General features: G+C 41.9%; 32 protein-coding genes and 3 tRNA genes. 19 read left to right on the top strand and 16 right to left on the bottom strand.

Going from position 1 to position 22,542, the window contains the following annotated elements; translation table 11 throughout:
• Positions 1 to 23 precede the first annotated feature (23 nt).
• From BVC89_RS16420 to folD, 3 genes are read right to left on the bottom strand one after another with little or no spacing between them, the layout of a single operon-like run.
• Positions 24 to 1,172, bottom strand: a complete 1,149-nt coding sequence (locus BVC89_RS16420; protein ID WP_086932233.1) for a class I SAM-dependent methyltransferase — start codon at positions 1,170 to 1,172, stop codon at positions 24 to 26.
• Positions 1,172 to 1,924 (bottom strand): pseudouridine synthase, encoded by a 753-nt coding sequence (locus BVC89_RS16415; RefSeq protein ID WP_086932232.1) that lies wholly within the window; start codon positions 1,922 to 1,924, stop codon positions 1,172 to 1,174. Before BVC89_RS16415 ends, BVC89_RS16420 begins: the two co-directional genes overlap by 1 nt.
• 48 nt (positions 1,925 to 1,972) lie before the next feature.
• Positions 1,973 to 2,821, bottom strand: a complete 849-nt coding sequence (folD, locus tag BVC89_RS16410) for a bifunctional methylenetetrahydrofolate dehydrogenase/methenyltetrahydrofolate cyclohydrolase FolD (RefSeq protein ID WP_086932231.1) — start codon at positions 2,819 to 2,821, stop codon at positions 1,973 to 1,975.
• Between the two features lie 215 nt (positions 2,822 to 3,036).
• On the opposite strand from folD, the gene BVC89_RS16405 reads away from it, so the two are divergent.
• From BVC89_RS16405 to BVC89_RS16395, 3 genes are all read left to right on the top strand, one after another.
• Positions 3,037 to 3,113 (top strand) — tRNA-Pro (locus BVC89_RS16405).
• Positions 3,114 to 3,142: 29 nt separating this feature from the next.
• Positions 3,143 to 3,219: transfer RNA gene (locus BVC89_RS16400), tRNA-Arg, on the top strand.
• Between the two features lie 125 nt (positions 3,220 to 3,344).
• A tRNA-His gene (locus BVC89_RS16395) sits at positions 3,345 to 3,420 on the top strand.
• 5 nt (positions 3,421 to 3,425) lie between these two features.
• On the opposite strand, the gene BVC89_RS30725 is transcribed toward BVC89_RS16395, so the two are convergent.
• From BVC89_RS30725 to BVC89_RS16345, 12 genes are all read right to left on the bottom strand, one after another.
• Positions 3,426 to 4,556 carry an Arm DNA-binding domain-containing protein gene (locus BVC89_RS30725; protein WP_425428395.1) on the bottom strand — a complete coding sequence of 377 codons (1,131 nt, stop codon included), beginning with the start codon at positions 4,554 to 4,556 and terminating at the stop codon, positions 3,426 to 3,428.
• A complete protein-coding gene (locus tag BVC89_RS30355) occupies positions 4,448 to 4,819 on the bottom strand; it encodes a hypothetical protein (protein ID WP_245929109.1) in 372 nt (123 codons plus the stop codon). Before BVC89_RS30355 ends, BVC89_RS30725 begins: the two co-directional genes overlap by 109 nt.
• Positions 4,820 to 4,826: 7 nt before the next feature.
• The gene (locus BVC89_RS16380) at positions 4,827 to 5,048 is read right to left on the bottom strand and encodes a hypothetical protein (RefSeq protein ID WP_086932229.1); all 222 of its coding nucleotides are present in this window, start codon (positions 5,046 to 5,048) and stop codon (positions 4,827 to 4,829) included.
• Between the two features lie 43 nt (positions 5,049 to 5,091).
• Entirely contained in the window at positions 5,092 to 5,367 is a 276-nt protein-coding gene (locus BVC89_RS16375) for a hypothetical protein (RefSeq protein ID WP_158657988.1), read from the bottom strand.
• Between the two features lie 44 nt (positions 5,368 to 5,411).
• Positions 5,412 to 5,564 carry a hypothetical protein gene (locus BVC89_RS29835; protein ID WP_158657987.1) on the bottom strand — a complete coding sequence of 51 codons (153 nt, stop codon included), beginning with the start codon at positions 5,562 to 5,564 and terminating at the stop codon, positions 5,412 to 5,414.
• Between the two features lie 122 nt (positions 5,565 to 5,686).
• Positions 5,687 to 6,325, bottom strand: coding sequence for a hypothetical protein (locus BVC89_RS16370; protein ID WP_086932227.1), 639 nt, complete (start codon positions 6,323 to 6,325; stop codon positions 5,687 to 5,689).
• A gap of 35 nt (positions 6,326 to 6,360) precedes the next feature.
• Positions 6,361 to 7,182 carry a YfdQ family protein gene (locus tag BVC89_RS16365; protein ID WP_086932226.1) on the bottom strand — a complete coding sequence of 274 codons (822 nt, stop codon included), beginning with the start codon at positions 7,180 to 7,182 and terminating at the stop codon, positions 6,361 to 6,363.
• Positions 7,183 to 7,221: 39 nt separating this feature from the next.
• Positions 7,222 to 7,593: a hypothetical protein gene (locus BVC89_RS16360; RefSeq protein WP_086932225.1), complete on the bottom strand. Its 372-nt coding sequence runs from the start codon at positions 7,591 to 7,593 to the stop codon at positions 7,222 to 7,224.
• 110 nt (positions 7,594 to 7,703) lie between these two features.
• Entirely contained in the window at positions 7,704 to 8,006 is a 303-nt protein-coding gene (locus tag BVC89_RS16355; RefSeq protein WP_086932224.1) for a phage antirepressor KilAC domain-containing protein, read from the bottom strand.
• Between the two features lie 31 nt (positions 8,007 to 8,037).
• On the bottom strand, positions 8,038 to 8,211 hold the full coding sequence (locus tag BVC89_RS29830) for a hypothetical protein (RefSeq protein WP_158657986.1): 174 nt from the start codon (positions 8,209 to 8,211) through the stop codon (positions 8,038 to 8,040).
• A gap of 11 nt (positions 8,212 to 8,222) precedes the next feature.
• Positions 8,223 to 9,011: a phosphoadenosine phosphosulfate reductase domain-containing protein gene (locus BVC89_RS16350; protein ID WP_086932223.1), complete on the bottom strand. Its 789-nt coding sequence runs from the start codon at positions 9,009 to 9,011 to the stop codon at positions 8,223 to 8,225.
• Between the two features lie 30 nt (positions 9,012 to 9,041).
• On the bottom strand, positions 9,042 to 9,257 hold the full coding sequence (locus BVC89_RS16345; protein WP_086932222.1) for a hypothetical protein: 216 nt from the start codon (positions 9,255 to 9,257) through the stop codon (positions 9,042 to 9,044).
• A 647-nt stretch (positions 9,258 to 9,904) separates the two neighbouring features.
• On the opposite strand from BVC89_RS16345, the gene BVC89_RS16340 reads away from it, so the two are divergent.
• Positions 9,905 to 10,450 carry a hypothetical protein gene (locus BVC89_RS16340; protein WP_086932221.1) on the top strand — a complete coding sequence of 182 codons (546 nt, stop codon included), beginning with the start codon at positions 9,905 to 9,907 and terminating at the stop codon, positions 10,448 to 10,450.
• Here the strand turns inward: BVC89_RS16340 and BVC89_RS16335 are convergent.
• Positions 10,422 to 10,811 carry a helix-turn-helix domain-containing protein gene (locus BVC89_RS16335; protein WP_086932220.1) on the bottom strand — a complete coding sequence of 130 codons (390 nt, stop codon included), beginning with the start codon at positions 10,809 to 10,811 and terminating at the stop codon, positions 10,422 to 10,424. The two genes, BVC89_RS16340 and BVC89_RS16335, sit on opposite strands and share 29 nt — an antisense overlap.
• Positions 10,812 to 10,920: 109 nt before the next feature.
• Between BVC89_RS16335 and BVC89_RS16330 the strand changes: the two genes are divergently transcribed.
• From BVC89_RS16330 to BVC89_RS16265, 15 genes are all read left to right on the top strand, one after another.
• Positions 10,921 to 11,148 (top strand): hypothetical protein, encoded by a 228-nt coding sequence (locus BVC89_RS16330; RefSeq protein WP_086932219.1) that lies wholly within the window; start codon positions 10,921 to 10,923, stop codon positions 11,146 to 11,148.
• Between the two features lie 73 nt (positions 11,149 to 11,221).
• Positions 11,222 to 11,794 carry a hypothetical protein gene (locus tag BVC89_RS16325; RefSeq protein ID WP_086932218.1) on the top strand — a complete coding sequence of 191 codons (573 nt, stop codon included), beginning with the start codon at positions 11,222 to 11,224 and terminating at the stop codon, positions 11,792 to 11,794.
• Positions 11,787 to 12,047 (top strand): hypothetical protein, encoded by a 261-nt coding sequence (locus BVC89_RS16320; RefSeq protein ID WP_086932217.1) that lies wholly within the window; start codon positions 11,787 to 11,789, stop codon positions 12,045 to 12,047. The genes BVC89_RS16325 and BVC89_RS16320 overlap by 8 nt, the downstream gene beginning before the upstream one ends.
• Complete coding sequence (locus tag BVC89_RS16315; RefSeq protein ID WP_086932216.1) at positions 12,037 to 12,498, top strand: hypothetical protein; 462 nt, start codon at positions 12,037 to 12,039, stop codon at positions 12,496 to 12,498. Before BVC89_RS16320 ends, BVC89_RS16315 begins: the two co-directional genes overlap by 11 nt.
• 4 nt (positions 12,499 to 12,502) lie before the next feature.
• Positions 12,503 to 12,892 carry an ASCH domain-containing protein gene (locus tag BVC89_RS16310; RefSeq protein WP_086932215.1) on the top strand — a complete coding sequence of 130 codons (390 nt, stop codon included), beginning with the start codon at positions 12,503 to 12,505 and terminating at the stop codon, positions 12,890 to 12,892.
• Positions 12,889 to 13,461, top strand: a complete 573-nt coding sequence (locus BVC89_RS16305; RefSeq protein WP_086932214.1) for a hypothetical protein — start codon at positions 12,889 to 12,891, stop codon at positions 13,459 to 13,461. The genes BVC89_RS16310 and BVC89_RS16305 overlap by 4 nt, the downstream gene beginning before the upstream one ends.
• Positions 13,462 to 14,122: 661 nt before the next feature.
• Entirely contained in the window at positions 14,123 to 14,506 is a 384-nt protein-coding gene (locus tag BVC89_RS16300; RefSeq protein WP_086932213.1) for a hypothetical protein, read from the top strand.
• On the top strand, positions 14,503 to 14,994 hold the full coding sequence (locus BVC89_RS16295) for an antiterminator Q family protein (protein ID WP_086932212.1): 492 nt from the start codon (positions 14,503 to 14,505) through the stop codon (positions 14,992 to 14,994). Before BVC89_RS16300 ends, BVC89_RS16295 begins: the two co-directional genes overlap by 4 nt.
• A 184-nt stretch (positions 14,995 to 15,178) precedes the next feature.
• Positions 15,179 to 15,529, top strand: a complete 351-nt coding sequence (locus tag BVC89_RS16290; protein ID WP_086932211.1) for a phage holin family protein — start codon at positions 15,179 to 15,181, stop codon at positions 15,527 to 15,529.
• Positions 15,519 to 16,010 (top strand): hypothetical protein, encoded by a 492-nt coding sequence (locus BVC89_RS16285; protein WP_086932210.1) that lies wholly within the window; start codon positions 15,519 to 15,521, stop codon positions 16,008 to 16,010. The genes BVC89_RS16290 and BVC89_RS16285 overlap by 11 nt, the downstream gene beginning before the upstream one ends.
• Positions 16,011 to 16,012: 2 nt before the next feature.
• A complete protein-coding gene (locus tag BVC89_RS16280) occupies positions 16,013 to 17,539 on the top strand; it encodes a hypothetical protein (RefSeq protein WP_086932209.1) in 1,527 nt (508 codons plus the stop codon).
• On the top strand, positions 17,539 to 18,306 hold the full coding sequence (locus tag BVC89_RS16275) for a hypothetical protein (RefSeq protein ID WP_086932208.1): 768 nt from the start codon (positions 17,539 to 17,541) through the stop codon (positions 18,304 to 18,306). Before BVC89_RS16280 ends, BVC89_RS16275 begins: the two co-directional genes overlap by 1 nt.
• The gene (locus tag BVC89_RS16270) at positions 18,306 to 19,931 is read left to right on the top strand and encodes a DUF5011 domain-containing protein (protein WP_086932207.1); all 1,626 of its coding nucleotides are present in this window, start codon (positions 18,306 to 18,308) and stop codon (positions 19,929 to 19,931) included. The genes BVC89_RS16275 and BVC89_RS16270 overlap by 1 nt, the downstream gene beginning before the upstream one ends.
• Positions 19,932 to 20,060: 129 nt before the next feature.
• Complete coding sequence (locus tag BVC89_RS29825) at positions 20,061 to 20,585, top strand: hypothetical protein (RefSeq protein ID WP_158657985.1); 525 nt, start codon at positions 20,061 to 20,063, stop codon at positions 20,583 to 20,585.
• A complete protein-coding gene (locus tag BVC89_RS16265) occupies positions 20,506 to 22,542 on the top strand; it encodes a phage terminase large subunit family protein (protein ID WP_158657984.1) in 2,037 nt (678 codons plus the stop codon). The genes BVC89_RS29825 and BVC89_RS16265 overlap by 80 nt, the downstream gene beginning before the upstream one ends.

The raw sequence follows: 22,542 nt of genomic DNA, 5'->3' as shown, positions 1-22,542 counted from the left end.
CATGTTCTTTGGTGCTGCTTTGCTCACAGGGTTAGCTTAATTACTTTAAACTGCCCCGTATTTTTTATTGTGCGCACGTTGTTGAAGTACTTCTCTGCATTTTTCTCTATGCCGATAAACGCATTGACAACGAAATAGGCCACCCCTTGTGCATTTAGAAGTTTTGCCGCATTCTTTAGAAATTTATCTGTGAGAGATTTTGAATGATCAAAGCCTTGATGAAAAGGAGGGTTGGAAAGTAATAGATCAAATTCTTTTCCTATACTTTGACCGCAATCATCAGCAGAAACACTGACGGTTATCTCTGATGTAGAATGGCTTATTTGTATGTTTTTCTTGCAGCATTTAATAGCCGCTGCATTGTTGTCAGTTGCGTGTAACTGTTGCAACGAGGTAAGGGTGTCATCCCGGTACCCTGTATCTTGGTAGGATGTATTTTTGTAGGTAGTGTTTTTATAGGTAGATAGCACCTGCATGGATAAATAACCATAGCCACAACCCAAATCTACGACTGAGCTTGGTTTTACTCCGTTTTTTTGCATGTCTTCCATACAGGTTTGCCACAATATATGACTGCCTTTATCTATTTTATTCCAGCCGTAGACTCCAGGTTTACTATAGAAACTTAAGTGGCCAAATTCGGGGGAATCAATTTCTATTTGATCGAGTTGCTGGTAGTTTTTGTCATCTAATGGCCTAGCCTGTGAGCTCAACGATGTTTTCTGTAGCGTAGCAATGTAATGCTCCTTTTGCTTTTTAAGATGTCCGCTGAATTTAAGATCTTTCACCAACTTCTGATAATAGCCTTTTATTCCTTCATTTTTTTTTCCCGCAATAATCAGTGTGCCTTGATCCTTAAGCTGCTTTGTTAATTGGTTAAAAACAAAATGGCATACTGGGCGCTCTTTAGAAATGCGATAAACGATACAGTCTAAGGGGAATTCAATCGAGGTAAAATCAAAGTCTGAAAAATAGTGCGCAATGTCCAGTTGATGACATTGTTGAGCAATATCTTTGCGGTTTGTTAACACATTGGCATGGTATGTTTTCAGTATTTCTAGTACATCGTTGGTAATATTCTCATCAGCGACTAACAGATCTTGGGTTGTTTTATGTACTTGTTTAAAGCTGGCGTAGTGTGTGAACAGGTCTTTGAAAAGGTTATCGGACATTATATTGGTTGTTTCGTTACATTTTGTGCAAGTGCTGCTACTTCTTTTTCTGTTAAATGACGATATTGCCCAGGGGCCAACGCTTCATCTAACACCAGTCCCCCAATGGAATGCCTGTGTAGCGCTTTAACTTTATTGCCTGTTGCTGCGAACATGCGTTTCACTTGATGATACTTGCCTTCGCTTATCGACAAAGTTACTTTCTTGGCAGTAATAACATGCAGTATGGCAGGCCGTGTTTTCTTTTTCTCACCTTCTAAGTGAATCCCTTTAGCGAACATTTCTGGCACCTGCGGTGCCAAAGGGTTTTTAAGAGATACATGGTAGGTTTTTTTGCAGGCATGATTAGGTGAGGTAATAGTGTGGTTCCATTTGCCATCATTGGTAATTAGTACTAGGCCTGTTGTATCTATGTCCAGTCGGCCAGCTATCTGCAAGTCCTTGATAGGGAGTGTACTTACTTTTTTTCCAACAAAACTTTCATCTTGTTGCAAAAGGTCGATAACCGTTGGGTGTTCTCCATCCGTATTGGCACAGACAACACCTTCAGGTTTGTTAAGCATGAGGTAAACATTACCAATAGGCTTAACTTTTTCTCCATCTATAGTGACAATGTCGCGACTACTTTTTACTTTGTCGTCTGGTGACTCCGCGTCTTCACCGTTGACACACACACGTTTAGCTTTGATAAGTTTGCGCACATCGGAGCGGCTATATTGAGTGTTGTTGCTGATGAACTTATCTAATCGCATGGGGTTCTCACGACATATTCACTGTGTTATGGCTTTTTTAGGCCCGAACTACTCAGACCTAAGCTTGCGTTCTCCTGAGTCCACGGTTTGGTAGATCAAGGTGTTAATAGTCATTGGCCCGACACCCCCTGGAACAGGTGTTACTGCGCTGGCTTTTTCCTTGAGAGGAGCCAGTTCAATATCACCAACTCCACCGGGGTGGTAACCTGCATCAACCACTACGGCACCTTCTTTGATCCACTGAGCTTTGATAAATTCCGGCTTGCCTACAGCACCTATAACGATGTCTGCCTGAGCTATGTGGTCGGACAAGTTGACGGTACGCGAATGACAGATAGTAACTGTTGCATTGGCGTTGAGTAACATGGCTGCCATGGGTTTGCCTAATATAGGGCTGCGTCCCACTACTACGGCATGTTTACCTGCTAAAGCAATATCATAAGCTTCTAATAGTCGCATAATACCTTTTGGTGTTGCACAGCCGTAGGCTTCTTCCCCCATCGCCATGCGGCCAAATCCCAAGCATGTTACACCATCCACATCTTTACTCGCATCGATTGCATCAAAGCATAAACGCTCATTAATCTGCTCTGGTACGGGATGTTGTAAGAGGATGCCATGCACATTTGGATTATTGTTGAGCTCCATGATCTTGTTATACAACTGTTCGGTTGTAGTAGAGGAGGGGAGCTCGATCTTCAGTGATTCCATTCCTATCCGGGTACAAGCGTTGCCTTTCATCTTAACGTAAGTGGCCGAGGCGGGATCATCACCTACCAAGATGGTGGCCAAGATGGGAGTACTCCCGGTTTGTTCTTGCAACGCAGAAACACGTTGTGAAAGTTCGATTTCGGTTTTTTGTGCCAGGGCTTTGCCATCGAGAACTAACGCGCTCATGTAAAAACGGTCCTTTCGGGATAAGTGAATATTTTAAATAGACCGCCATTGTCCCATAGCTTGACTAATGCAACAAATAAATGAATAAAATCAAACTGATAGCTAATAAAACACCAATTTAAAAAATGTTTCAAATTGGCGTTGACGAGAGGGGGGAGCATGGGTATTATGCACGCCTCTCGAAACATGACTGTTTGAGTTGAGACAGAGGTTTACGGAGTGTAGCGCAGCCTGGTAGCGCGCCTGCTTTGGGAGCAGGATGTCGGGGGTTCGAATCCCTCCACTCCGACCATTTCGAGCCTGCTTTAATGAGCTCAATAAGCGCCCGTAGCTCAGCTGGATAGAGCAACGGCCTTCTAAGCCGTGGGTCGCAGGTTCGAATCCTGCCGGGCGCGCCATAGTATCTCTAGGGGCAAGTGTCTTTAGTTAATGGTGATATAGCTTTATGCATGAAGCTGTTAACTATGCTTAAATTATATATGATGCTATCGGTTTTGTTCTTTATTGATATCCATATGTAATGGTGAACGTAGCTCAGTTGGTAGAGCCCCGGATTGTGATTCCGGTGGTCGCGGGTTCGATCCCCGTCGTTCACCCCAAAAAACTATTTTAAAATCAATAACTTAGCGTCGACGCTAGATGTCTTTGCCACACTTTTTGCCACACTTTGTCCTGCAGCAGTATCAATTTTCTTAAATTCTTCTAGTGTTTTCTGTTTATTTATCCAGTTCGCATATGTGGTCAAAAATACTTGAACGCTATGGCCAAGCTCTCTAGCTGCAATCGCTGGGTTTACTCCTTCTTCTAATAAGAATGTGGCATATGAGTGCCTGGTGTTTTTCATGGGTCTATGACGAATGCCCAAAATTGTTAGTGCTGATTTCCAAAGATCGTTCTGAACTTCGCCGGTCATTATTCGATCGCTGTTGGATGGGTGCCTAAATATTGGGCCTTCATTCGTTGGGTGATTTTTCCGCGACAATCTGAGTGCTTGGGCTGCTCGCGGATTTAAGTGAACATCCCTAATAACCCTTGTTTTTGTGTGAGGTTTTAATGTACCCCTTGAGACCGCTTGGTCAATTCTTATGTAGTCTTTATTGAAGTCGATGTTACTGATTGGCAGTGCAATTATTTCCGATGGGTTTCTCAACCCCGTAAAAAAAGCGACTTCAAAATATGGTCCCCATTCTGAGGTGTTGTAAAAATATTCAATTATTTTTTCAACTTCATCGCGCTCAAAAGGGTCAGGCAAATCTTTGTTTAACTTTCGGTGCTCTAGATCGTCGCATGGATCATCAGAGATAAGCCGCATTTTTTTTGCAAACTTAAAAATGCTCTTCAATGGCCCAATTTCGTTATTAAAGTACTTTGGTGACTTTTCATTCAGCTGCGTGACGGTTATGCATTCATTTATATGCGAGTAGTCGATATCTTTAATGTCGATTGGGAAGAGTGCAGACCAGTGTCTATTTAATATGCGTTTGTAGTCGCGTTTTGTATCATCGAGTACAGATAGGCTTTTAAGCCAGTCTAGTGCTACATCGAAAAACCTTGTTGATTTTATGGTCTTCTGGGCTCTCGGTGATGATGGAAAATGTTCGGCATAGTCAAATACGCCCGCCTTTATTAAAGTCGTAATTTTTGACCGAAGTCGAGAAGCTTTTTCGCAGTTGGAAGGGGTTGGATTCCAGTCGAGTGTTTCCCAGACTCTCTTGCCTTGCCAGCTGAACCAGATTTGGATTGATTTTTCCCGCGCTTTGATCCCGGGCCACTTTTTGTCCAATTGTTATACTCCGCTAAATTAATGTGTATTTCCCCGTCCGGGTCGTAGTGATAGTGTTTTTTTTCTATCCAAACTCGGTGTATCTTTGATTCTACTTTCCGACGAGTCCAGCCAAGCATTTTAGCAAACTGTCCTATTGGTAGTGTTTCTAGGCCCTTTGAGATAAAAATAACCTCTGGTCTAGGTTCGTTGGTATTATCTTTGCTGGTGCTCATCTTGCTTTTACCTATCGCTTAGCGGGTTCCATTCATTATGTTCGCAGCCGTCACACTGCACGCTGATTGAGTATTTTTTCGATGTGCCATCTTCCTCGTCATAAATATTAAGGCCATGCGCTAGTGTGTATTCGGCTTCGTAAAGAGATTCATTGTCAATGCCATCGCTCTCGACCTTAAAGCCTGCGTATTCTGCTAATGCTTTTATTTCTTTGCCATTTATAATCATGTTTTTTCCTACTTCTCAATTCTTGCTTGATAGCTGTTAGTGTTTAAACGTTAAATCGTTCTAACCATAGTCTATTTAATGCATCATCTTGCAGAGTGAAATAGCCTACTATCCTAGAATCTGAATCGGTTTTAGGGTCGTAGTTGTCGTCAACTGAGACCCTCCATTTTTTTCTTAGGTTTTCAAAGTCGATGCTACCAATACACTTTTCATCGCTTTCAAATGTTGCTTTTTTAATTAAAAAAGCATTTGCCTTTTTGGCTTCGTAATTAGGGTTTAATTCAATCCGATAATCGCCGTCATTAAATTTATTTTCCATATCTGTAACCATCTATTTTAGATTTATTCATGACATTTGCCTTTTTATCCAAATACGCCAGTTTTTATGTGTGCGGCCCATGTGATAGCAGTGGCTACTATTGCTATTGCTGTAATGGTTAAATAATCTATAGGTTGTAATTTTTTATCTTCTTTAATATATCTTTTCTCAAACATATCTTCTGCTTTACTTTTCATGATTTGCTACAAGTCCTATAAATTCATCGAATAAAACCCACAAGAGAGCGGGTGACCAAATAATCAAAGATAGTATCGAGAGCAATTCATTACCGCTAACCACGCTCTTAATGGTTGGATCGTTACTTAGCATTAGTGGGGCGCTGGCGGCGTATATGAATGTTACTCCGGTGAAGAGTAGTCCCAGGAATCGGAATAACCTTCCGGCTTTCCTTTTCATAAAATTTACTACTTTTTTTACTGTTTTCTTCATCGTTAAAGATTCCTATGACTGACGATAATGCTGTGGCAATAATGGCAATTGTAATTAATGAGTGTATGTTGTTATGCCGCTTCATTTGCTGTGCCTTTTTTTTCTCTGGATTGATATCCAAGCATTTAACTTTAAATTCGACGTGCTCAAAGTGTTCGCCGTATCGACGATCGCGCTCTATTTCCTCAAGAATTATATTGTTGAGTTCTGCAAGAATTGTGTAGGCTTTTAGTGTTGTCTCTTCGCGTTGCTCTAAGCCATTGGGGTATTTAAAAACCGTCGTTGCTGTTAGCTCCCAAAGCAAATGAATATCAAAATAAATAGTGTTTTTATGTTGCTTGAACATTTGGTCTGCCATTGTTCGCATGACAGGGTTTTTATGTCCCACTTTAAAGTTGAGGGCTTGGCGTGTTGTGACTTCGTCTTTCTCTGGGTTTTTATCAACCCATGACAAAGACATACCTTTAACCAATCGACGCGCTCTTGTTTTAATGTTGTGTTTTGCCATGGGTGAGTGCCTTAAAAAATATATTGTGTTAGGGTTTACAGTGGTGCTTCTGAAATAAAAACAGAGCCTTCATTAATGTTTTCTTTTACTTCGTCTACTACCTGTGTAACAGCATCCTCTATTACCAAGTGTGGCGTGATGATTGTGTACCACATCTGCAAACCCTGTTGCAGAATGCGATAGCGAAAGCGGGCCTCAAGCTCGTAGGTATCGCCACCTTGAAATGCTCTTGTGTTGATCTTGATTTTTTCAGGAATGCTTAGCTGTCCATTGGCCCCAGCATTTGCGCCTATGCTTTCCACATATTCAAACTGAGTTTCGCCATTGTCTAATCGGATGCTGGATTTAAAATCAACATCTTTTTTGGCTTTCAGTGATGATGCAATTTCTAGCATTTCGGCGGCATTGGGTTCTGCGATGTTGCGCGAGTTCTCTTCGATAAACAAAGCAAAATCCTCTTGCCCCATTTTGTTGTTGCTATTTAGCACCCATGTCGAAAATTCTTTTGTCTTGGGGCATCGATAGCGCGCTACATGTTTGCACCATGCGGGTGTGTCATGATCTGCGTGATAGTCTAGTATTGCAACAAAATCCCCTTGCTGCTGGTCAACAAAAATAGCGCTATCAGTAGTGGAAAATTTATTGTAGTACTCGATAAAGCTTTCACTTGAAAGTAGCGTAATATGTTGCTCTAGTCGCTTAGGTTTTTCTGCGCGACTATCTACTAAATTTTCTAAGCTATGGATTTCCATGCCTTCTGGTGTAATAAATACCGGCACGTTATCGACATTTGTCTGTATTGTTTGGGTCTTGCCCTTTTCAAAGATTTCGACAATGTCACTATTGCTGTCGTTCATAATATTCCTCGTTATCGTTTTATTGGTTAGTGAAGACTGTTAAAGAGATTTCGGTGTTTGTTGGGTTTCAACAATCTGGCGAGCAGTTGTCTGTTCTTCGCTGACAGCCCGTAGATTTAATTCGCCTTGACTTGGGTCTGTGCGCTGCAGGTTGCCGTCAGGGGTGCCCCACATGATGGTCTGGCCTCGTTCAAACTCAGGCTCTTTTGTGGTGATGGTGTCGGTTAAGAAGTACTGCCCTGTATCACCTTTATCTGGGATGATGGATATCTTTAATGTGATAGCGCCTTTCTTGCCAGTATCACGACATTTGCCAACTAAGTCGTTTAGTGTTTCGCTTAGCTCTTGTTGTGTCCGACCGCTTCGCAGTTCGGATACGGTATGTAAAAATAAATCTGCACGGTGTGCCATGGTGAGTGTCCTCTAAAAGTAATTTTCCAGGCTCATTGAAACAACGATTAATGCCAGCGCAATCGAGAGCCATAGGTAACTACGCAGGCAGGATTTATTATTCTTGGCGTTCATGATGAAGGCTCCTGTTTCTTTGCTTCTTCGTGATCGTTTATAAACCCACGCAAGAAGGCTTTTCCATTCTCTGTGACTTTTACTTCACGAATAGTGAATGTGTGAGTGCCTTTATTTATTTCACGTTCGCTGTTAATGAATCGACCTAGCCTTACTTGCTGACTGCTTGCAATGCATTTGTTGTCGCGATCGCGATAGAGAATGCCGTTGTTTTCAAGCATAGAAAAAAGTGTTTTTGATTCAACACCTAAAGATGTGGCGGCTTTAGAAATCGATTCTAGTTTTGGTTTTCTGTACATCGTTGCCTCCCTCGTTAGGAGTGAATAGAATTTACTTTTTAGTTGTGCTATTAATATTTTGTTTGGTTGGTAATGGGCGAAACTTTCTAATCATTTTTACGTAGTTGGTGCCGCTCTTAAATTCCGCCAGCATCCCCGTGGCTTTGCATAATTGATTAACGCATTTTTCGTTGATAGCGGTAGGGTGAATAAATATGGTGGCCATGGTCTTTTTTCCTAAATATTAATTGCTGGTATTAATCCAACGCGTTCAGAAATAGATTTTTTGTGAAACATTGTGTAACCAACCGTTTTTTCTAATTCTCTGTAGCGGGAAAACAAGCTGGGTCGATGCTTCATGCCGTTTTTTAAGTCGTTGTCGCTGCCTAGGACACAGAAAACGCATGATAATCTTTCGTTGCCTGCGTTATATGCCCAAAATGGTTTTTGATTCGAAAGCCCAATGGTTCTAAATACATCTTCAGTTGTAAGCGTAAAAATGGGTAGTAAGTTATACACTTCCCGTCCTGCTTTGCTTAGCTCTTTATTTGTTTCAAAGCTTAGTTTTTTAGAGCGTGTGCAGGATTCTTCCGCTCGAATGCCTAAGCAATTCACCGCAAGAGTGGCTTGTCTTGCTTTCATGTCTCGGCGAATAAACTTGTAAATTGGCCCAGTTTTTAACTCTGAAGTACACCAGCGTGACGCAGCGCTTGGCCAGCTTGGGGCATCGGGCCGAACGCTAAAGCGATGCAGTACGTAATCAAGTAAATTCTTTTCGCGGCCATCTTTCCAGACAGCTTTAACAATATTTAGCTGGTGGTGAATGTTTGATTTTATATGCTCTTGTATGCCATCCCACTCAACTTCACCAAGGTCAGCATGCACAACAACAATCTGATCGTGCGGAACAAGATTTTTTAGCATGGCATACATGGCTTGACTGTCTTTTCCACCGCTGTGAGATACATAAAAAATTGCACCTCGGTCGCAAAGAGTTTTTATATTGCTGAGTATTCCAGTGTTCATATTATTTTCCTGTTGGGTTGCTCAGCATATTTACAGGTAGCTGTCGATGGCTTCTATAACGCCTGCAAGGCATAGGCTCTTGGCTACATATGATTTACTGCTGCTTGCATCTAGTATTTTCTCAATGCTGTGCTTTAGTTCTGGCTTAACGCCATAAACATAGGTGATGCTTTCATCTTCGCGCTCGGCTTCAGTAAATCTAATTATTCCAGTGGCTTCGCGTTTTCTATTCGCCTCGATATCCATAAGTTAAATCCCTAGTGTGTTGGTTATCATGCGCTGAGCACATCGAGCGCGTGAAAGATTAAAAATTGCTTGTGCTGCCAATCGTCTAACTCTATCTATGTCAAAGTTCATGCTGCTTTCCTTTGTGGGTGAAAATAAACTTCGATTTGATGGTGCGTCGTACAATTAATAATACTTGAGGTTATATTATTGTCAATACCTGTAGTTATATTTTTTAAGTAGCGGATAATTTTTTGATTTTAATTGCTGTTTTAAGGTGGGTTTTCTTGCTGTGTATTTGCTTCTACGGGAAGGTGAAATCCAAAAAAATAGATATTTTCGATTAAATCAATAATTTAAGGTGCCACTAATAGATTTTTAAATTATAAGAAAATGTCAATACATACTTCCTTATTATGAGTTGGCAAATCCACGTTATAAAAACTACCCAGATTTAACCAAAATAAGGATTTATGTGTCAAAAACCTTTGGCTTTAGTCTTGACTTTAAAAAATCAATATATTTTTTCGGAAATGTATAACTTATTTAAAGAAAATAGAGTTTTGAATGCCATAATGATTTCATGTAAAATTCGCTTAAGATATAACCAGATATTATTTTTATTATTTATTGTCACATAGTGGATTTTATTCCCAGGGAGATACTTAGTGCCTATAGTAACGATTAAGATTCGATCTGATGCTAAGTTAACGAAAAAGCAGATGTACGAACTAAAGTCACTAATTGAGAGTGTTAGTCATGATTTCACTGTGATTGGCGCTAAATACGATGAGGATGATTACATTGAGCAAGATGGAACTGTATCGCAGATTTTTTCTTCACCCGAATCTTTATTGAGAATGGATGGGGGGCTTAGTCTCAGATTTCGTCGAGCTAGAAAAACCAAGGTGCATATGAGTAAATCGATAGACAGTATCACCCCAGAAGATAGTGCCTATCATGCGGCGGCAAAGAAAATAACTAAAGGGGAGTATGTGAATTTTTATGAGCTTATGATTGCTGCTAAATTTCTTGATGTTTCACCAGCATGGTTGATATATGGCTATGGTAATGTGGGCGACCGGTATGATGACAGTGAAGGCTATTTATTGTCTAAATTAATGATTGAATGCAGAGAGCTTTCATGTGGTGATATGGAATTGGTTGTAAGTGTCGCACAAGATCTTAAGCAACACCGCTTAGCTTCTTCTTAGTTTTAGCTAGCTCTATCAGCTCGATAAAATCCCTATCTTCTAATCCTCTGACGGCCTCAGCCAGCTCGCTCATTCGGCTGTCATCGTCAATATTCGGTGGTAGCTCTGCATCCCTACTCAATCTGGAGCTAAAATCAGATATTGGCACTCTGAGTAGGCGGGAAAATACTATCGCAACCCTAACATTTAATGGATTCGTTCCGTTCAGATAATGGCTCACAGCAGCTTGGGAAATGCCGCCGAGCGCATCTCCTAAAGCCTCTTGGGTGAGCTTTAGCTTGGCTTTTTTTTCGTCGTATATTTTTTTAAGCGCCAAGCATTCTGCTATTTCTTCTTCAGATAATATTTTCTTTTTACTCATGCTTTGATCGTAATACCTGGAGTACTAACTTGCCATAACCATAGGTATTGACATTAAATATAACCACAGGTAGTATTTTATGGTGCTCCAAAGGTATGAGGCTTTTTAAATGAATCACAAAGAAGAAACTCCGCTAAGTGAATGGCTTAGTGTCCCTGGAAACAATCCTTCTGTTCTCGCTAGATTGACCAAGTTTAGTCAGTCTGGTGTTAGAAAGATGAGCCTAAGTGATAGGGCTATCTTCGTTGTCGAGGATATTGACGGTATCAGGTTGTTCGAATACAAAGAGTTGGTTAGTCCAAAAGATAGGTTAAGTCTGTTCTCAGGTATTTCGTAAGCTAAAAAATTCATCTTAAAAATGGTTTGGTCTTTTCAATTCCAATTATTCTAATGCTTACAGGTAAAAAAATATGATCGACTACACTCAAAATCCCACGGATTTGCTTTTGGTGTATATGAATAAGTGGCGGTATCTTGTGAATGTTGGCCGCAAAGGTGTGTCAGCAAGCCTATTGTCTCATGCTAGAAAATTTAAAACTGCGCTGCGCGGTTTAGGTGTGAGACATCTTTTAGATAATCCCGATATAACCGAGCATGATGTCGAAATGTTTGGTCAACGCTTATATCGCAACCTTGGTGCTTATCCCCCACAAAAAGCTGACGCCCGAAAATTCTTTGATTTATTGCCTGTCATTGTTGCCGAGATGCCCGAAAACTTGCGTGTTGAATTTCTTAATAAGTTTTTTAAAGACGCGGGCCTCGTTTTTCATTCAACGAAAACCTTTACGTCAGAAGGGCGCTTATCTGTCAGTGATGCTTTGAAATATGTCAACGAGCGTTCAAGTGCATTGTTAGATGGGCTGCTGGATTTGGCGGACGGTATTGATCCTGGTGAGTTGGAAGCAGCGCATAATCAAGCAAAGCAATTGTTATCTGTTGTTTTGAGTGTTTTATTAACTGTAGAGGGAATGATTCGTGAGTGAGCAAAGTAACAGCCAAATTAAGGCGGACGCGATTAATGAATTTGTGTGTTCAATTATTGGCGCGCTAGAAAGCGGTTTTATTGATAGTGATCCAAATAGTATGACAATAGCGGAGCTTCATCGCGTAGCGCAATGTTATGTTGAAGATTTATACGGAGTTAAGCTGCCTCACATTGTAGAGCAATGGGGAATAGAGACGGCAAGACTTTGTGGCTACACCGGCAAAACTGAGGTGGTCGTCCATGGGGAGTGAGAAGTTATGCGAACTGTTGCCTAATAAAATTAAGAGCCTCTTCGCAGTAAAAAGACCGCCTGACTTTGAGGTAGAGGATTATCTCGACCGCTGGTGGATTATTCCGCGCAATAAGTATTTTAATATTTATCTGCACAAATTTATTGCATCTGATGATGACCGCGCGCTGCATGATCATCCTTGGTACAGCGTGTCTTTTTTGTTGTCCGGCGAAATAACTGAGCATACCTTTAACCGAGTAAGGTTTATTCCCCGATTTTTTCCTGTATTTCGCAGTGCTAAATTCGCGCACCGTTTAGAAGTGGTGAAAGGCCCCGTTTGGACAATATTTATCACTGGCCCGAACTTGCGCGACTGGGGTTTTTATGCGCCTGAAGGCTGGATGTTTTACCAAAAGTATATTGATAAGTATGGCACCAAGGTAAATAAAAAAATAAGCAAGCGAGGCTAGCAGCATGAAAGCATTATCAATCAAACAGCCTTGGGCTTGGCTCATTGTGAACGGCTACAAAGATGTCGAGAACAGGAGTTGGAAATACAAGCCTGGATTTACCGGTGGTCTTTTAATTCATGCGAGTAAGGGCTGTACTAAAAAAGAATATAGCGAGGCTGTGGCATTCGCTCAAGACATTAATCCCAATATAAATATTCCATCATTTGAGTGTTTAGAAAAAGGCGGAATTGTTGGCTGTGTATTTATGGAAGGCGTTGTTACTCGTTCATGTTCAAGATGGTTTACAGGGCCTCTTGGTTTTGCTTTTAGTAAAGCTGAGGTTTTCCCGTTTACGCCGTGTGTCGGCCAGCTTGGTTTTTTTGAGCCTAATTTTTCTGAGGTGCTTGTATGAATACTGAAAAATTTAAAGAGATATCGGAATCAATTACATTGCATGGTCTTGGTTTTATACAGATCAAGTTGCAAGGCAGGCAAAGACTTCATGTATGGCATCCTGAGTTGCCGCGACGAAAATGCTTTGAGCACTCCGCGATTCATGATCATAGATTTTCTTTTACATCTCGCGTGCTTATTGGTGTTCAAAAAAATCAGTATTGGCAAGCTATGCCGTGGAAGGGTGAAGAAACCCATGATGCTTATTTGCACGAAGGTGAAAGAATGCCGTGCGGCGGAAGGCCCTGGATTCATAGCGGGCAATATGCACTGGAAAAGAAACGGGGCTTGGAAGTTATTAGGGCTGGTGAAGAGTATCACGTAGCTGAATATAACATGCATTCTACAGAGTCCGATGGCATTGTTATCACGCTAATGACTAAGCGTTATGAATACCCTAAAGGCGCTCGTTCCTTTTGTGAGATCGGTGTAGAGCCTGATACCAACTTTGACCGCTATCAGCTCTCTGAGTCCGAGTTATGGGATGTTGTTGCTGACGCTTTTGTGTCTGGTTATTCGAGCCAATAAAACTTTCTTGTTGTGAGAGTCATTCGCGGGGCTTGAAACGTATTGTGTGTACCGTGCTTGCCGCAAGCACACAGCCATCATATCGGTGGTGCGGCAGTTTTTTAGCAGTGTTAGGTGGTTTATATGATCGTCTCAAAATATTTTTATTAATTTTTAATCTGTAATTCTTATTTCTGTTTGTTTTTTATCGAATATTTATTCGAGGGTATTTTTTTGCCCAAAATTTCCCGATTGACGGCTAGCTAAACGCAGGGTCGGGATCTTAAAAAGCGCGTACTGGGGTTCTCTACACACGCGCAGCCGCAAGAGTGGCCCAGCATTGAGCAACTGCGGTGAGTTTTCTTTGGTTCTAAGCATGAAGAAAATTTACTTGAGTTGTATCGATCCGTGGTGATGGACAGGCGTAGAGGTCGCACTGCAGCGATACGTCCATAGCGAGATAGTGCATGTCTAGGCTCGCCCCGTATTCTCCGTGACGTGACGTCCGCGTTGTTAATACTGGAAGCGCTAGTCTGCCTTAAATGGTTAGGCGAGCGTTTGCCCGACAAGCAACCGATCTGATCAATCCATGTTGGTAAGATTTTAAAACAACGATTAAAAATAACTATACGTTTATAACTAAACAAAATGAGTAAACATTTAATTAACTAAGGTAACTACGATGAAGTATAAAAAAATAGATTTAGGTGATTTTGATAAGTTGATCGAAGTTGATGCCATGGAAAGTTATATTGATTTTAGGATCAGCGTAAAAAAACCGTTGACGCAAAGGGCATTTAATCAAGCGATGAAAACCGCCGTTGATGGCTCTAAAAAACTTGTGATGTCGCCAACTGAAATTATTGACTATACGGTTAATAAGGGTTGGCAGGGCGTAAATATTGGTTACATCGAAGCTTCGAAGGTGAGGGAAATGAATATGGAACATGAAACAGCTTTGGGCGTAAATAGGTATTTTGCTAGCAGGTCAACACGAGAAATACCTTTAAATCAAGAGTTGTTCGACAACTCATGGGCTGATGATATGGGAGATTTAATGCAGTGAATATTTCAATTGATACACCAATAGATGAAATTTTAAAAGCCTGGGCAAGTTGGTCGTATGTTAATTTTTCTGTCACAAGCCCAATGTGGATTTTGGCTGATCTCAAGGTTAATCCATTTTTTAATAATTTAATTCATATTGCTGATGACGACGCGCTGAAAGTGGATGCGGCGGTAGGTGCATTAAAGCAAGAAGATCCCTTTCTGCATAAATTACTCGTTAATAGGTACTGCTATAAGTGTACTTATAGGGATATTTCTGAGTCTATGAAAATGGGTATGAAAAAAATACGAAATAGTATTATTAAGATAAATAAGTTTATCCAAGAAAAATTATTTGGCTCATGCGATGACGAAGGCGGCTTAGATTTTTACTCATATCCTAAAAGAAAAGAGGCTAAATACACTATTAGTGAGGGCGCTTGGAGGTGTGCGTTAAGTGAGTATTTAGAAAATGATTTAACGCAATCAGATAAAAATATTAAATAAGTGTAAAATAGGGTATTGCGCAGGGAGAGCAAAATCTGTATATTTCAGGTATAGTGAAACGAAGTGTTAATTAAATAGACCCGCAACCGCAAGGAAGCGGGTTTTTTTATGCCTGTAAATCCTTGTTTTTTTACTCGCCCTTGAGTGGCCCTTGTTGAGTGGGCCTTTTTTTGGATGTCTTCTTATGCCGTACAAAGACCCCAATAACGCTAATTTGATAACCGTTATGCTTGCCTTAATTCTTGCAACCTGGGGTTGTATGGTCTCGTATTTACTGCGTTTAAAAGCGGGAACTATTACAAAGTTTTCCGTTATTGGGTTTTTGGTAGAAATGGTTATATCAGGCTTTGCATGTGTGATGATTTATTTGCTGTGTATGCAGTTTCGTGTTCCCGAATTATTAACGGTGTTTATAAGTGGCATGGCGGGGCACTCAGGTGCTAGCACGATTTCAGTTTTAAAAAGGATTAGCGACTCGTTCTTGGGTTCGCTTTTTAATGTTAATACCAAAAAGGGTGGGAAGCATGAAAATTAAGGGTGTTATAACCACGACGGCAACCGCTGTTGTTTTCTTTTTGATTGTCCTTGTTTTTGCTTTAGATGCTGAAGCGCAGGCAAAAAAGGCATTTACTCCATATTTAGAGTTGGGTACTACCGTTGTGCATTCCACTGTGAGAGTGGGCGGCGCCGGTGTTGTGCTCTACAAAAAGTGGGATGTCCATGTAGGTGTGATGGGTGAAGGTGATACGCGAAAGCATGGATACCAAGATCAAAAGGTGTTTTATTCTTTTTCACGAATTGTACATCCAAAGTGGCGTGTCTTAGGTGGTGAGCTAAGGCCAAGGATTGGCATTGCTTATACATCGGATTTTCAGTTGGTGGGAAGGCGAAATTACAGGCTGGGGTTAATCCTGCATTACTCTGTTTTTGAATTAGAGTATTTTCATTATTCGAGTGCAGGGATTAATGATAATAATCGTGGTGTGGATGGGTTAGCTGTTAGGGCGTTGTTTTAACAATGACAAGTACTCACGATCATATTGCCATTATTGAATCCCCTGGCTATGGATTAAGAGGGGATGCACCTAATGGTGATTATGTACCGCCGCCTATACCCGTTTTAAATCCTGGGCCTTCATTGCGGTTATTGGATTTTAGTTTGCCCAATGGCAGCCCCGCGCCTGCGCCGTTGGTGCCAAGGGCGGGTACATTTGAGGTGCGCAACAATCAATTATTTCCAACGGGCAATCAGCCGGCGCCCGCTATTGGTTGGTTAATTGGTGCAGATACGGGAATGTCTGACGGTATTATCAGTGCGACGTATTTCCCCAATGGCGGCGATGGAAACGAAACGGGCATTATGATTCGTTATCGTGATAATGAGAATTTTATTGACTGTGTAAATTTAAATGGCACGTTGGCTTTAGTGCATGTAGAAAACAATGCACCCGTTGCCACACTTGGGACATACGCTATTCCTAATTATGATCCTAATGTTCCTCCTCGCGGTGTTATCAGAGCGTTTGGTGAGTCAATCGAAGTTTTTTGTAATGGTGTTTTGGCTATTAGCGCTAGGTTAGCAGCGTTAAGCACAGAAACTGTCTGGGGGTTTAAATACGCAGGGTTGGCGGCTTCCATGGGTAATTTGTTATTACCCAATGCGGCAGCCCCTATTATTGATAACAGTCATTATTATGTCGCTGGTCATTCGCTATTTACCTATGACGGTGGTGATGCTGCACCAAACACCGATTACACAAGAGCAGGCACATGGATAGGTTTGTTTGCTGCTGAGAGTAGTATGCAAGCATCGGGGGCGGCTGAGTTCGGACAAATTACAACGATCAATACTAACTGGGCTGACAACGGTGTCCCTGTTGGTGCTCAATTGGCTTACTCCTCGAATAGTTACGATCCGTGGCCAAGTGGAAGTTTTGCTGATCAGGATTTTGACCAGCTGATTTTCATGGCGTCGAATTTTGAGCAGGAAACAGAGACACCGCAATCCTATTTACCTAGAGTGTTAACGCTTATAGATAATATTCGCGCTGAAGAGCCTTTGGTTGAGGCGCTTATGTATGTGCATTGGCCTGAGTCTAATTTAGCGGGTTCTTTTGCGGATGTGCTAAATCTCACTAATGCAGAGTGGGTGACCTATAACACATATTCTCGTGGCGATTATTTAAATTGGCATATTGCGTGGTTTAATGAAATTTTAGCGGCTCGGCCTAATTTAACGTTACGCGTTATGCCGGTGTATCCTGTTATTGCCGACATGCTGGAAAATTTACCTTTTCTTTCTTCTGTGGTGTGGACGGATTTAATGGGAGATTCTTCTCCCCATGGAACAGAAACTATGTATTTATTGTGTGGCTTGGTGTCGTATATCTGTATGTATTCGCAAGCGCCTGATTTAAATAATTTTTCTGTCCCTGCAGGAGCAACACAAGTGATTAGCCAAGTGGCCAATAATCTACCGGCCATTGTTACCTATGCAGCGGATCGTTTGAACTACTACAACAATAACGGGGTTAAGGTGTACTAATGGCCTTTCTAGTGGGTATACAGAATAGCGGCACGGGTAGCGGCTTTTTTGGTTTTGGTTCGGGTAATGCCAATGTAACAGGATTGGCGGCTTTGGCAGAAGGAAGGGCGACAACGCTAAATACCAATATCACCAACTTTGGGCCTAACAATGCCATTCAGGTCGTTATTTATAGGCAGGCTGGTGGCGTAGGCTCGTATGATTTATTTTCTACGGTTGAGGTGCCCAATGGCCCAGCGCCGCAAAGCACTCCTTTAGCAACCCCTCTTGATGTTGTTTCAACTAGTGATAATTACAATGTTTTATTGCTGGGTGACGTGACGGGCGTTGGTGGGTCGAGTGATTTCTTTAATGCAGCTGTTGGTGCTGTTGCAAATGAAACCGGTGGTTTTGCTGCGAGTTACAATGCGGCACCTTCGACATTGGGGACTGTTACAGGTGAGGCTGCAGGGCCAATCTTTTGGAACCTAGACGGTGATTTAGCGTCTAGCGCTAACTTGGGTGTAAGGGAAACATTTTACGATCCACAAACTAATAATGTTGTTGCTGATGGCGATTACAGTGTGTGGGTTCTGGATCAGTCGATGTCTATTTTGGTTGCCGAGCAAACGATAACGTCTAACGCAGGTGTTCTTGAAGTATCGGGACAAGGCATTCCCGTTGAAAACACGATAGTATATTTAGCTGTTAGAGCTGCATCTGAGAGTGATTCAAATGTTGCGGTAACGGTTGTTCCTGCCACTGTACTTGATTTGGATGCGCCATAATGCCTAATTGGAGTTACGGTAGTCATCGGCGAGCAGACAATGCAGGCTGGAATTATGGCAGTCATGCTTTTATCTCTGGTCCAGTGATTGCTGGTTTCGTTGGTCGTTTTGCTCCAGGTGAGCAAATTGATATTACAACTGCGCTGCTTGGTGAAATTAATTCCGTTGTTGTAAGCCATCCTGTATTAAGTGGCTCTTTTAATTTAACCATTGATGACGTCTCAATTACTGATCATGTGTTGGCAACGCTTCCAGAATTTATTGATCCTTTTGCGTGGGGTCAAAGTGATTTAATTATTACGGTGAGTGATGGGACGGATAGCGCGCAATTAACAGGGCAAACACTACTGGCACAAAATGGCTGGTTGTATTTTAGTTTGGCTGCGGTACCGGATAATAGTAACTCAGACTCATTGGTTAAGCTGGCTCAGAACTCACCGATTCCTGGCACTGACAATCCACGCTTTCCTGGTTATGTGCCGGAGTTAGGTCAACAGATCCAATACACGATTGATCCCGCGCTTACTGTTAATAATCATTCTATTGTGTTTGTTGATCCGGTACAGGTTGTAACAGGCCGTTATAGAATTCGTTATTTAGACGGTTCTACGGCGCGTTATATTGAAGCGCCGTTTATCATTGGTACGCCAGATGGCTCGCTTGATGTATTTAGTTTTGCTGCCATTAATGAGGCTTTGATAAATACTCAACAGTTATCTGAAGTGATTACGCCAGCAGGCGCTAATCAAGAGCTGGCAATTAGTGTTACGGGTGGTGAGTACTCAATCAATGGCCGTGCTTTTGCAGCTGCTAATGGTGCTTGGTTTCCGGGTAACAGTATTCAGTTGAGGGCTAACTCAGCAGCAACGTATCCAGGTAGCACGGACGTTGTTTTAACCATTGGCGGTGTCTCTGCTACATGGTCGATTGTGAATCGATCTGTTGCACCTGATACCGTAGCTCCAGTAATAACGCTGGTGAATGGCTTGACAATAGAGCATGTTATCAATACGCCCTTTATTGATCCTGGCTATTCCGCTATCGATAACGTAGATGGTGATATTAGTTCACGTGTTAACATTGTGGGTGGTGTCGATGTCTCGGCTGTTGGCGCTAATTCATTAACGTATAGTGTGACTGATGATGCAGGTAATGCGGTCAGTGTTACGCGCACTGTGAATGTGGTTGCGCCTGTTGTTGTTCATGAGGGATTTATTAGCGGCAAGCTTCGCCTTTATCCTTATGACAGGTTAGCAGATAATGGTTGTTTGCAGTATTTTCACGATAACTCAATGCGGTTGGTTTTGTCGGATGTTCGGGCGGGCTTTACTGGTAATGTTATTTCTGATGCTGTGGTGACGGCGTCGATTCTTGATGGTTCTGGTGTGGCTATTGTTGGATTTGATGTGGATAGTCCCATGGTGTTAGTCGCTGGCTCTTCGAATAATTACTTTATTGATATCACAGTGGATGCTCAATTGGATTTAAGTGGGCGTTATTATGTGGTGGTTAAAGTGGTAGCGCCTGGTGGTGCGCAAAGCTCATGGAGTGAATGCATTGAAGTGGTGAAAAGGACTTCATTTATTGAGCGTCGATTAGTTTTTTCTCTACCTGTCATTATTTAATCGGATACCCCCCCCTATGGGTTAGGTTCTCCTGTCGGATCGGTGGGGTACGGAAGGCAGGCCCGCAAAAAATCATTAATGTTGATTTCCTATAGGGGGTTGTCATAGCACCCTAAAATAAGGTGTTTTATGGACTTTCTTAATTCTCATGTTAATCAATCTGAGTTTGCCAATATCGTTGGTGTGAGTCGGCAGGCAATTCAAAAGCAGTCTAAAAAAATAGGATTGGATAAAGCTCTCACATTAGGAGAATGGCTAGTTCTTTATTGTGAACACCTTCGCCAAGAAGCGGCGGGGCGAGGTGGTGATGCTGCTGTCGGCTTGAGTGAGCAGCGTGCAGAAGAATCACGACAAAATACACTGGCTAAGATGCTGGATAATATGGAAAAGATGGGCTTGCTTTGCCCTACCGAGGACGTGATTGAAGCATTTAACGGTTTGTCTCACACAATACCCACGGCAATCGACAATGCAGGTGAAAAGATTGTTGAAAAAATAACGTCACAACACAAAATTGAATTTGATGATGAACTTGTCTTTGAACCTTTGCGATCTGCCATTGAAAGCATTGCGGATGATGCGAAAAAACTTGGCGGAAGTTTTGAGCAGCGTCTCGTCGAATCTCAAGCCCAGGCCACCTACTTCGACAGCTGATTGGTCACAAGAGTTTTTAAGGTTGCCACCAGAAACAGGGGCATTTCAACAAGAGTTTAGCTTGGAGTACGGGCCTCATTTATACGGTATTTTTGCGGCTTTTGATGACCCTGCGATTCATGAAATTTATTGCATGAAGGCTGCGCAAGTTCTTTGGACTACAGCACTACTTGCCTATATTTTTAAGCGTGTTGATACTGAGCCGGGTGTCTTCATGGGTATGTTCGCAAGTGAAGGGGCCGCAAAGAAGTTTGTGCAAGATAAAATGCAGCCAGTCGGCGCAGCTACTGATCCTATTTCAAAAAAAATAGATTTCTCTGGATCTCGCAAAGCGGGAACAAGTCAATTAAGAAAAACCTTTAAAGGGGGATCGATTCAGTTATTAGGATCGAACGCGATTTGGGGAGTTAAAAGTACAACGGCGCATTTTGTATTTGTTGAAGAGCCGGACGATTCAAGCGAGAACTTGGCAAACCAGGGCGATTCGATAAAGCTTTTATTTGAGCGCCCTAAGCGCGTGAGAAAACCTAAAAAGATTTTGGGGGGCACACCAAGTGTTAAAGGCTTTTCACGCGTTGAGCAACACATAGAGCTGTCTGATAAGCGTGTTTTGCCTGTTGCTTGCCATGATTGTGGTGAAAAACACGTTCTGGATTTTGACAATGTGGTGTGCTGGCAGAATGAAGAGCCCACCGGGGAGCCTCATCCTATATTTCAGTACCATCGAACAGAGTTGGCTGTATATGCGTGCCCTAAATGCGGCAGTGTGTGGGACGATTTCCAAAGAAAAGAAAACATTCGGCAAACTGTTGCTGATGCTATAGCGGTAGGTGATCCATACTGCGGTTGGGTACCTACATTTCCAGATCGAAAAATAGCGGGCTTTACTCAGCTTAGTGAATTGTACAGCTGTTTAAATGGTGTTGGTGTTGTCGATATGGTGGAAAGCTACTTGGAGGCTGAACACTATGCCGAGCGTGGCGATGATACAAAGAAAATTGTATTTATAAATTCAAAGCTTGGTCGCGCTTATGAATATCAAGATGGACGCGAAGATGCCGAAACGCTAAGAGAGCAAGCTAAGCATGACCCGCTATCACAGCATAAAGAAAAGTTTGTACCGGAGGGTGGGCTCCAATTAACTGCAGGAATTGATGTACAGGATAATCGTTTAGCTATTGTTATTCGTGCCCATGGTCGTGATAGAAGAAGCTTTTTAATTTACGCGCAAGAAATATTTGCAAATGTCAGTACTTTAAATGAAAAAGACCCGGCTTGGAGTGAATTGGATAAGTTAATATTTTCACCTTATGAGCATCAATCAGGTAAAAGTATTTTTATTAAATCGGTGTCTATCGATAGTGGTGGTCATGCTACCGATGCTGTTTACGATTGGGTTTTAAAGAGGCAGAAAAAATATCCGACTGTAAAGATAATGGCTATCAAGGGTTCGTCATCGACTGCGAACCCACCAGTTTTTTCTCATCCGTCACCAAGTAAAGCGCTAAAACACAAGAACCCTGAAAAATTGACGAAGGCCGAAAAAAAAGGCGTCAAGCTGTATTTCGTTGGAACCAATCAGGCAAAAGATTTTATTGCGGGCCAAATGTCGTTGAACTCACGCGGGCAAAATCGGTTTCACTTTTATTCACAAGATGATATGCGCAGTGATTATTTTGATCAGCTCTTAGGGGAATCAAAGATCCCAGGTAAAGGTGGGATTAAAGTTTGGAAACCTAAGTCTGGTGCCGCTGTTGAATTTTGGGACTGTGAAGTTTATGCGGAACATGCCGCCCGTGCTTTGGGTATTCATTCAAGAACGGAACGAGAGTGGGACGATATAGAGCGAGTTTTTAAACAGTCGGATTTATTTGCAGACACGACTGCGCTAATTCCAAAAGAGGGCGAAGCGAAACCACGCGAACGTCGTAAATCTAATTTTAAACGAAGAGAGTAA

The sequence above is a fragment of the Agarilytica rhodophyticola genome, from assembly GCF_002157225.2.
In the GTDB taxonomy this organism is placed as follows: domain Bacteria; phylum Pseudomonadota; class Gammaproteobacteria; order Pseudomonadales; family Cellvibrionaceae; genus Agarilytica; species Agarilytica rhodophyticola.
The sequence above is the reverse complement of the archived record's forward strand: the minus strand, read 5'-3'. Positions and strand labels throughout refer to the sequence as shown.

Excerpts from the sequence above, each read along its gene's own strand:
- BVC89_RS16420 (WP_086932233.1), bottom strand. The coding sequence starts at position 1,172 with ATGTCCGATAACCTTTTCAAAGACCTGTTCACACACTACGCCAGCTTT.
- BVC89_RS16415 (WP_086932232.1), bottom strand. The coding sequence starts at position 1,924 with ATGCGATTAGATAAGTTCATCAGCAACAACACTCAATATAGCCGCTCC.
- folD (WP_086932231.1), bottom strand. The coding sequence starts at position 2,821 with ATGAGCGCGTTAGTTCTCGATGGCAAAGCCCTGGCACAAAAAACCGAA.
- BVC89_RS30355 (WP_245929109.1), bottom strand. The coding sequence starts at position 4,819 with ATGAGCACCAGCAAAGATAATACCAACGAACCTAGACCAGAGGTTATT.
- BVC89_RS16380 (WP_086932229.1), bottom strand. The coding sequence starts at position 5,048 with ATGATTATAAATGGCAAAGAAATAAAAGCATTAGCAGAATACGCAGGC.
- BVC89_RS16375 (WP_158657988.1), bottom strand. The coding sequence starts at position 5,367 with ATGGAAAATAAATTTAATGACGGCGATTATCGGATTGAATTAAACCCT.
- BVC89_RS29835 (WP_158657987.1), bottom strand. The coding sequence starts at position 5,564 with ATGAAAAGTAAAGCAGAAGATATGTTTGAGAAAAGATATATTAAAGAA.
- BVC89_RS16370 (WP_086932227.1), bottom strand. The coding sequence starts at position 6,325 with ATGGCAAAACACAACATTAAAACAAGAGCGCGTCGATTGGTTAAAGGT.
- BVC89_RS16365 (WP_086932226.1), bottom strand. The coding sequence starts at position 7,182 with ATGAACGACAGCAATAGTGACATTGTCGAAATCTTTGAAAAGGGCAAG.
- BVC89_RS16360 (WP_086932225.1), bottom strand. The coding sequence starts at position 7,593 with ATGGCACACCGTGCAGATTTATTTTTACATACCGTATCCGAACTGCGA.
- BVC89_RS16355 (WP_086932224.1), bottom strand. The coding sequence starts at position 8,006 with ATGTACAGAAAACCAAAACTAGAATCGATTTCTAAAGCCGCCACATCT.
- BVC89_RS29830 (WP_158657986.1), bottom strand. The coding sequence starts at position 8,211 with ATGGCCACCATATTTATTCACCCTACCGCTATCAACGAAAAATGCGTT.
- BVC89_RS16350 (WP_086932223.1), bottom strand. The coding sequence starts at position 9,011 with ATGAACACTGGAATACTCAGCAATATAAAAACTCTTTGCGACCGAGGT.
- BVC89_RS16345 (WP_086932222.1), bottom strand. The coding sequence starts at position 9,257 with ATGGATATCGAGGCGAATAGAAAACGCGAAGCCACTGGAATAATTAGA.
- BVC89_RS16335 (WP_086932220.1), bottom strand. The coding sequence starts at position 10,811 with ATGAGTAAAAAGAAAATATTATCTGAAGAAGAAATAGCAGAATGCTTG.
- BVC89_RS16330 (WP_086932219.1), top strand. The coding sequence starts at position 10,921 with ATGAATCACAAAGAAGAAACTCCGCTAAGTGAATGGCTTAGTGTCCCT.
- BVC89_RS16325 (WP_086932218.1), top strand. The coding sequence starts at position 11,222 with ATGATCGACTACACTCAAAATCCCACGGATTTGCTTTTGGTGTATATG.
- BVC89_RS16315 (WP_086932216.1), top strand. The coding sequence starts at position 12,037 with ATGGGGAGTGAGAAGTTATGCGAACTGTTGCCTAATAAAATTAAGAGC.
- BVC89_RS16310 (WP_086932215.1), top strand. The coding sequence starts at position 12,503 with ATGAAAGCATTATCAATCAAACAGCCTTGGGCTTGGCTCATTGTGAAC.
- BVC89_RS16305 (WP_086932214.1), top strand. The coding sequence starts at position 12,889 with ATGAATACTGAAAAATTTAAAGAGATATCGGAATCAATTACATTGCAT.
- BVC89_RS16300 (WP_086932213.1), top strand. The coding sequence starts at position 14,123 with ATGAAGTATAAAAAAATAGATTTAGGTGATTTTGATAAGTTGATCGAA.
- BVC89_RS16290 (WP_086932211.1), top strand. The coding sequence starts at position 15,179 with ATGCCGTACAAAGACCCCAATAACGCTAATTTGATAACCGTTATGCTT.
- BVC89_RS16285 (WP_086932210.1), top strand. The coding sequence starts at position 15,519 with ATGAAAATTAAGGGTGTTATAACCACGACGGCAACCGCTGTTGTTTTC.
- BVC89_RS16280 (WP_086932209.1), top strand. The coding sequence starts at position 16,013 with ATGACAAGTACTCACGATCATATTGCCATTATTGAATCCCCTGGCTAT.
- BVC89_RS16275 (WP_086932208.1), top strand. The coding sequence starts at position 17,539 with ATGGCCTTTCTAGTGGGTATACAGAATAGCGGCACGGGTAGCGGCTTT.
- BVC89_RS16270 (WP_086932207.1), top strand. The coding sequence starts at position 18,306 with ATGCCTAATTGGAGTTACGGTAGTCATCGGCGAGCAGACAATGCAGGC.
- BVC89_RS29825 (WP_158657985.1), top strand. The coding sequence starts at position 20,061 with ATGGACTTTCTTAATTCTCATGTTAATCAATCTGAGTTTGCCAATATC.
- BVC89_RS16265 (WP_158657984.1), top strand. The coding sequence starts at position 20,506 with ATGATGCGAAAAAACTTGGCGGAAGTTTTGAGCAGCGTCTCGTCGAAT.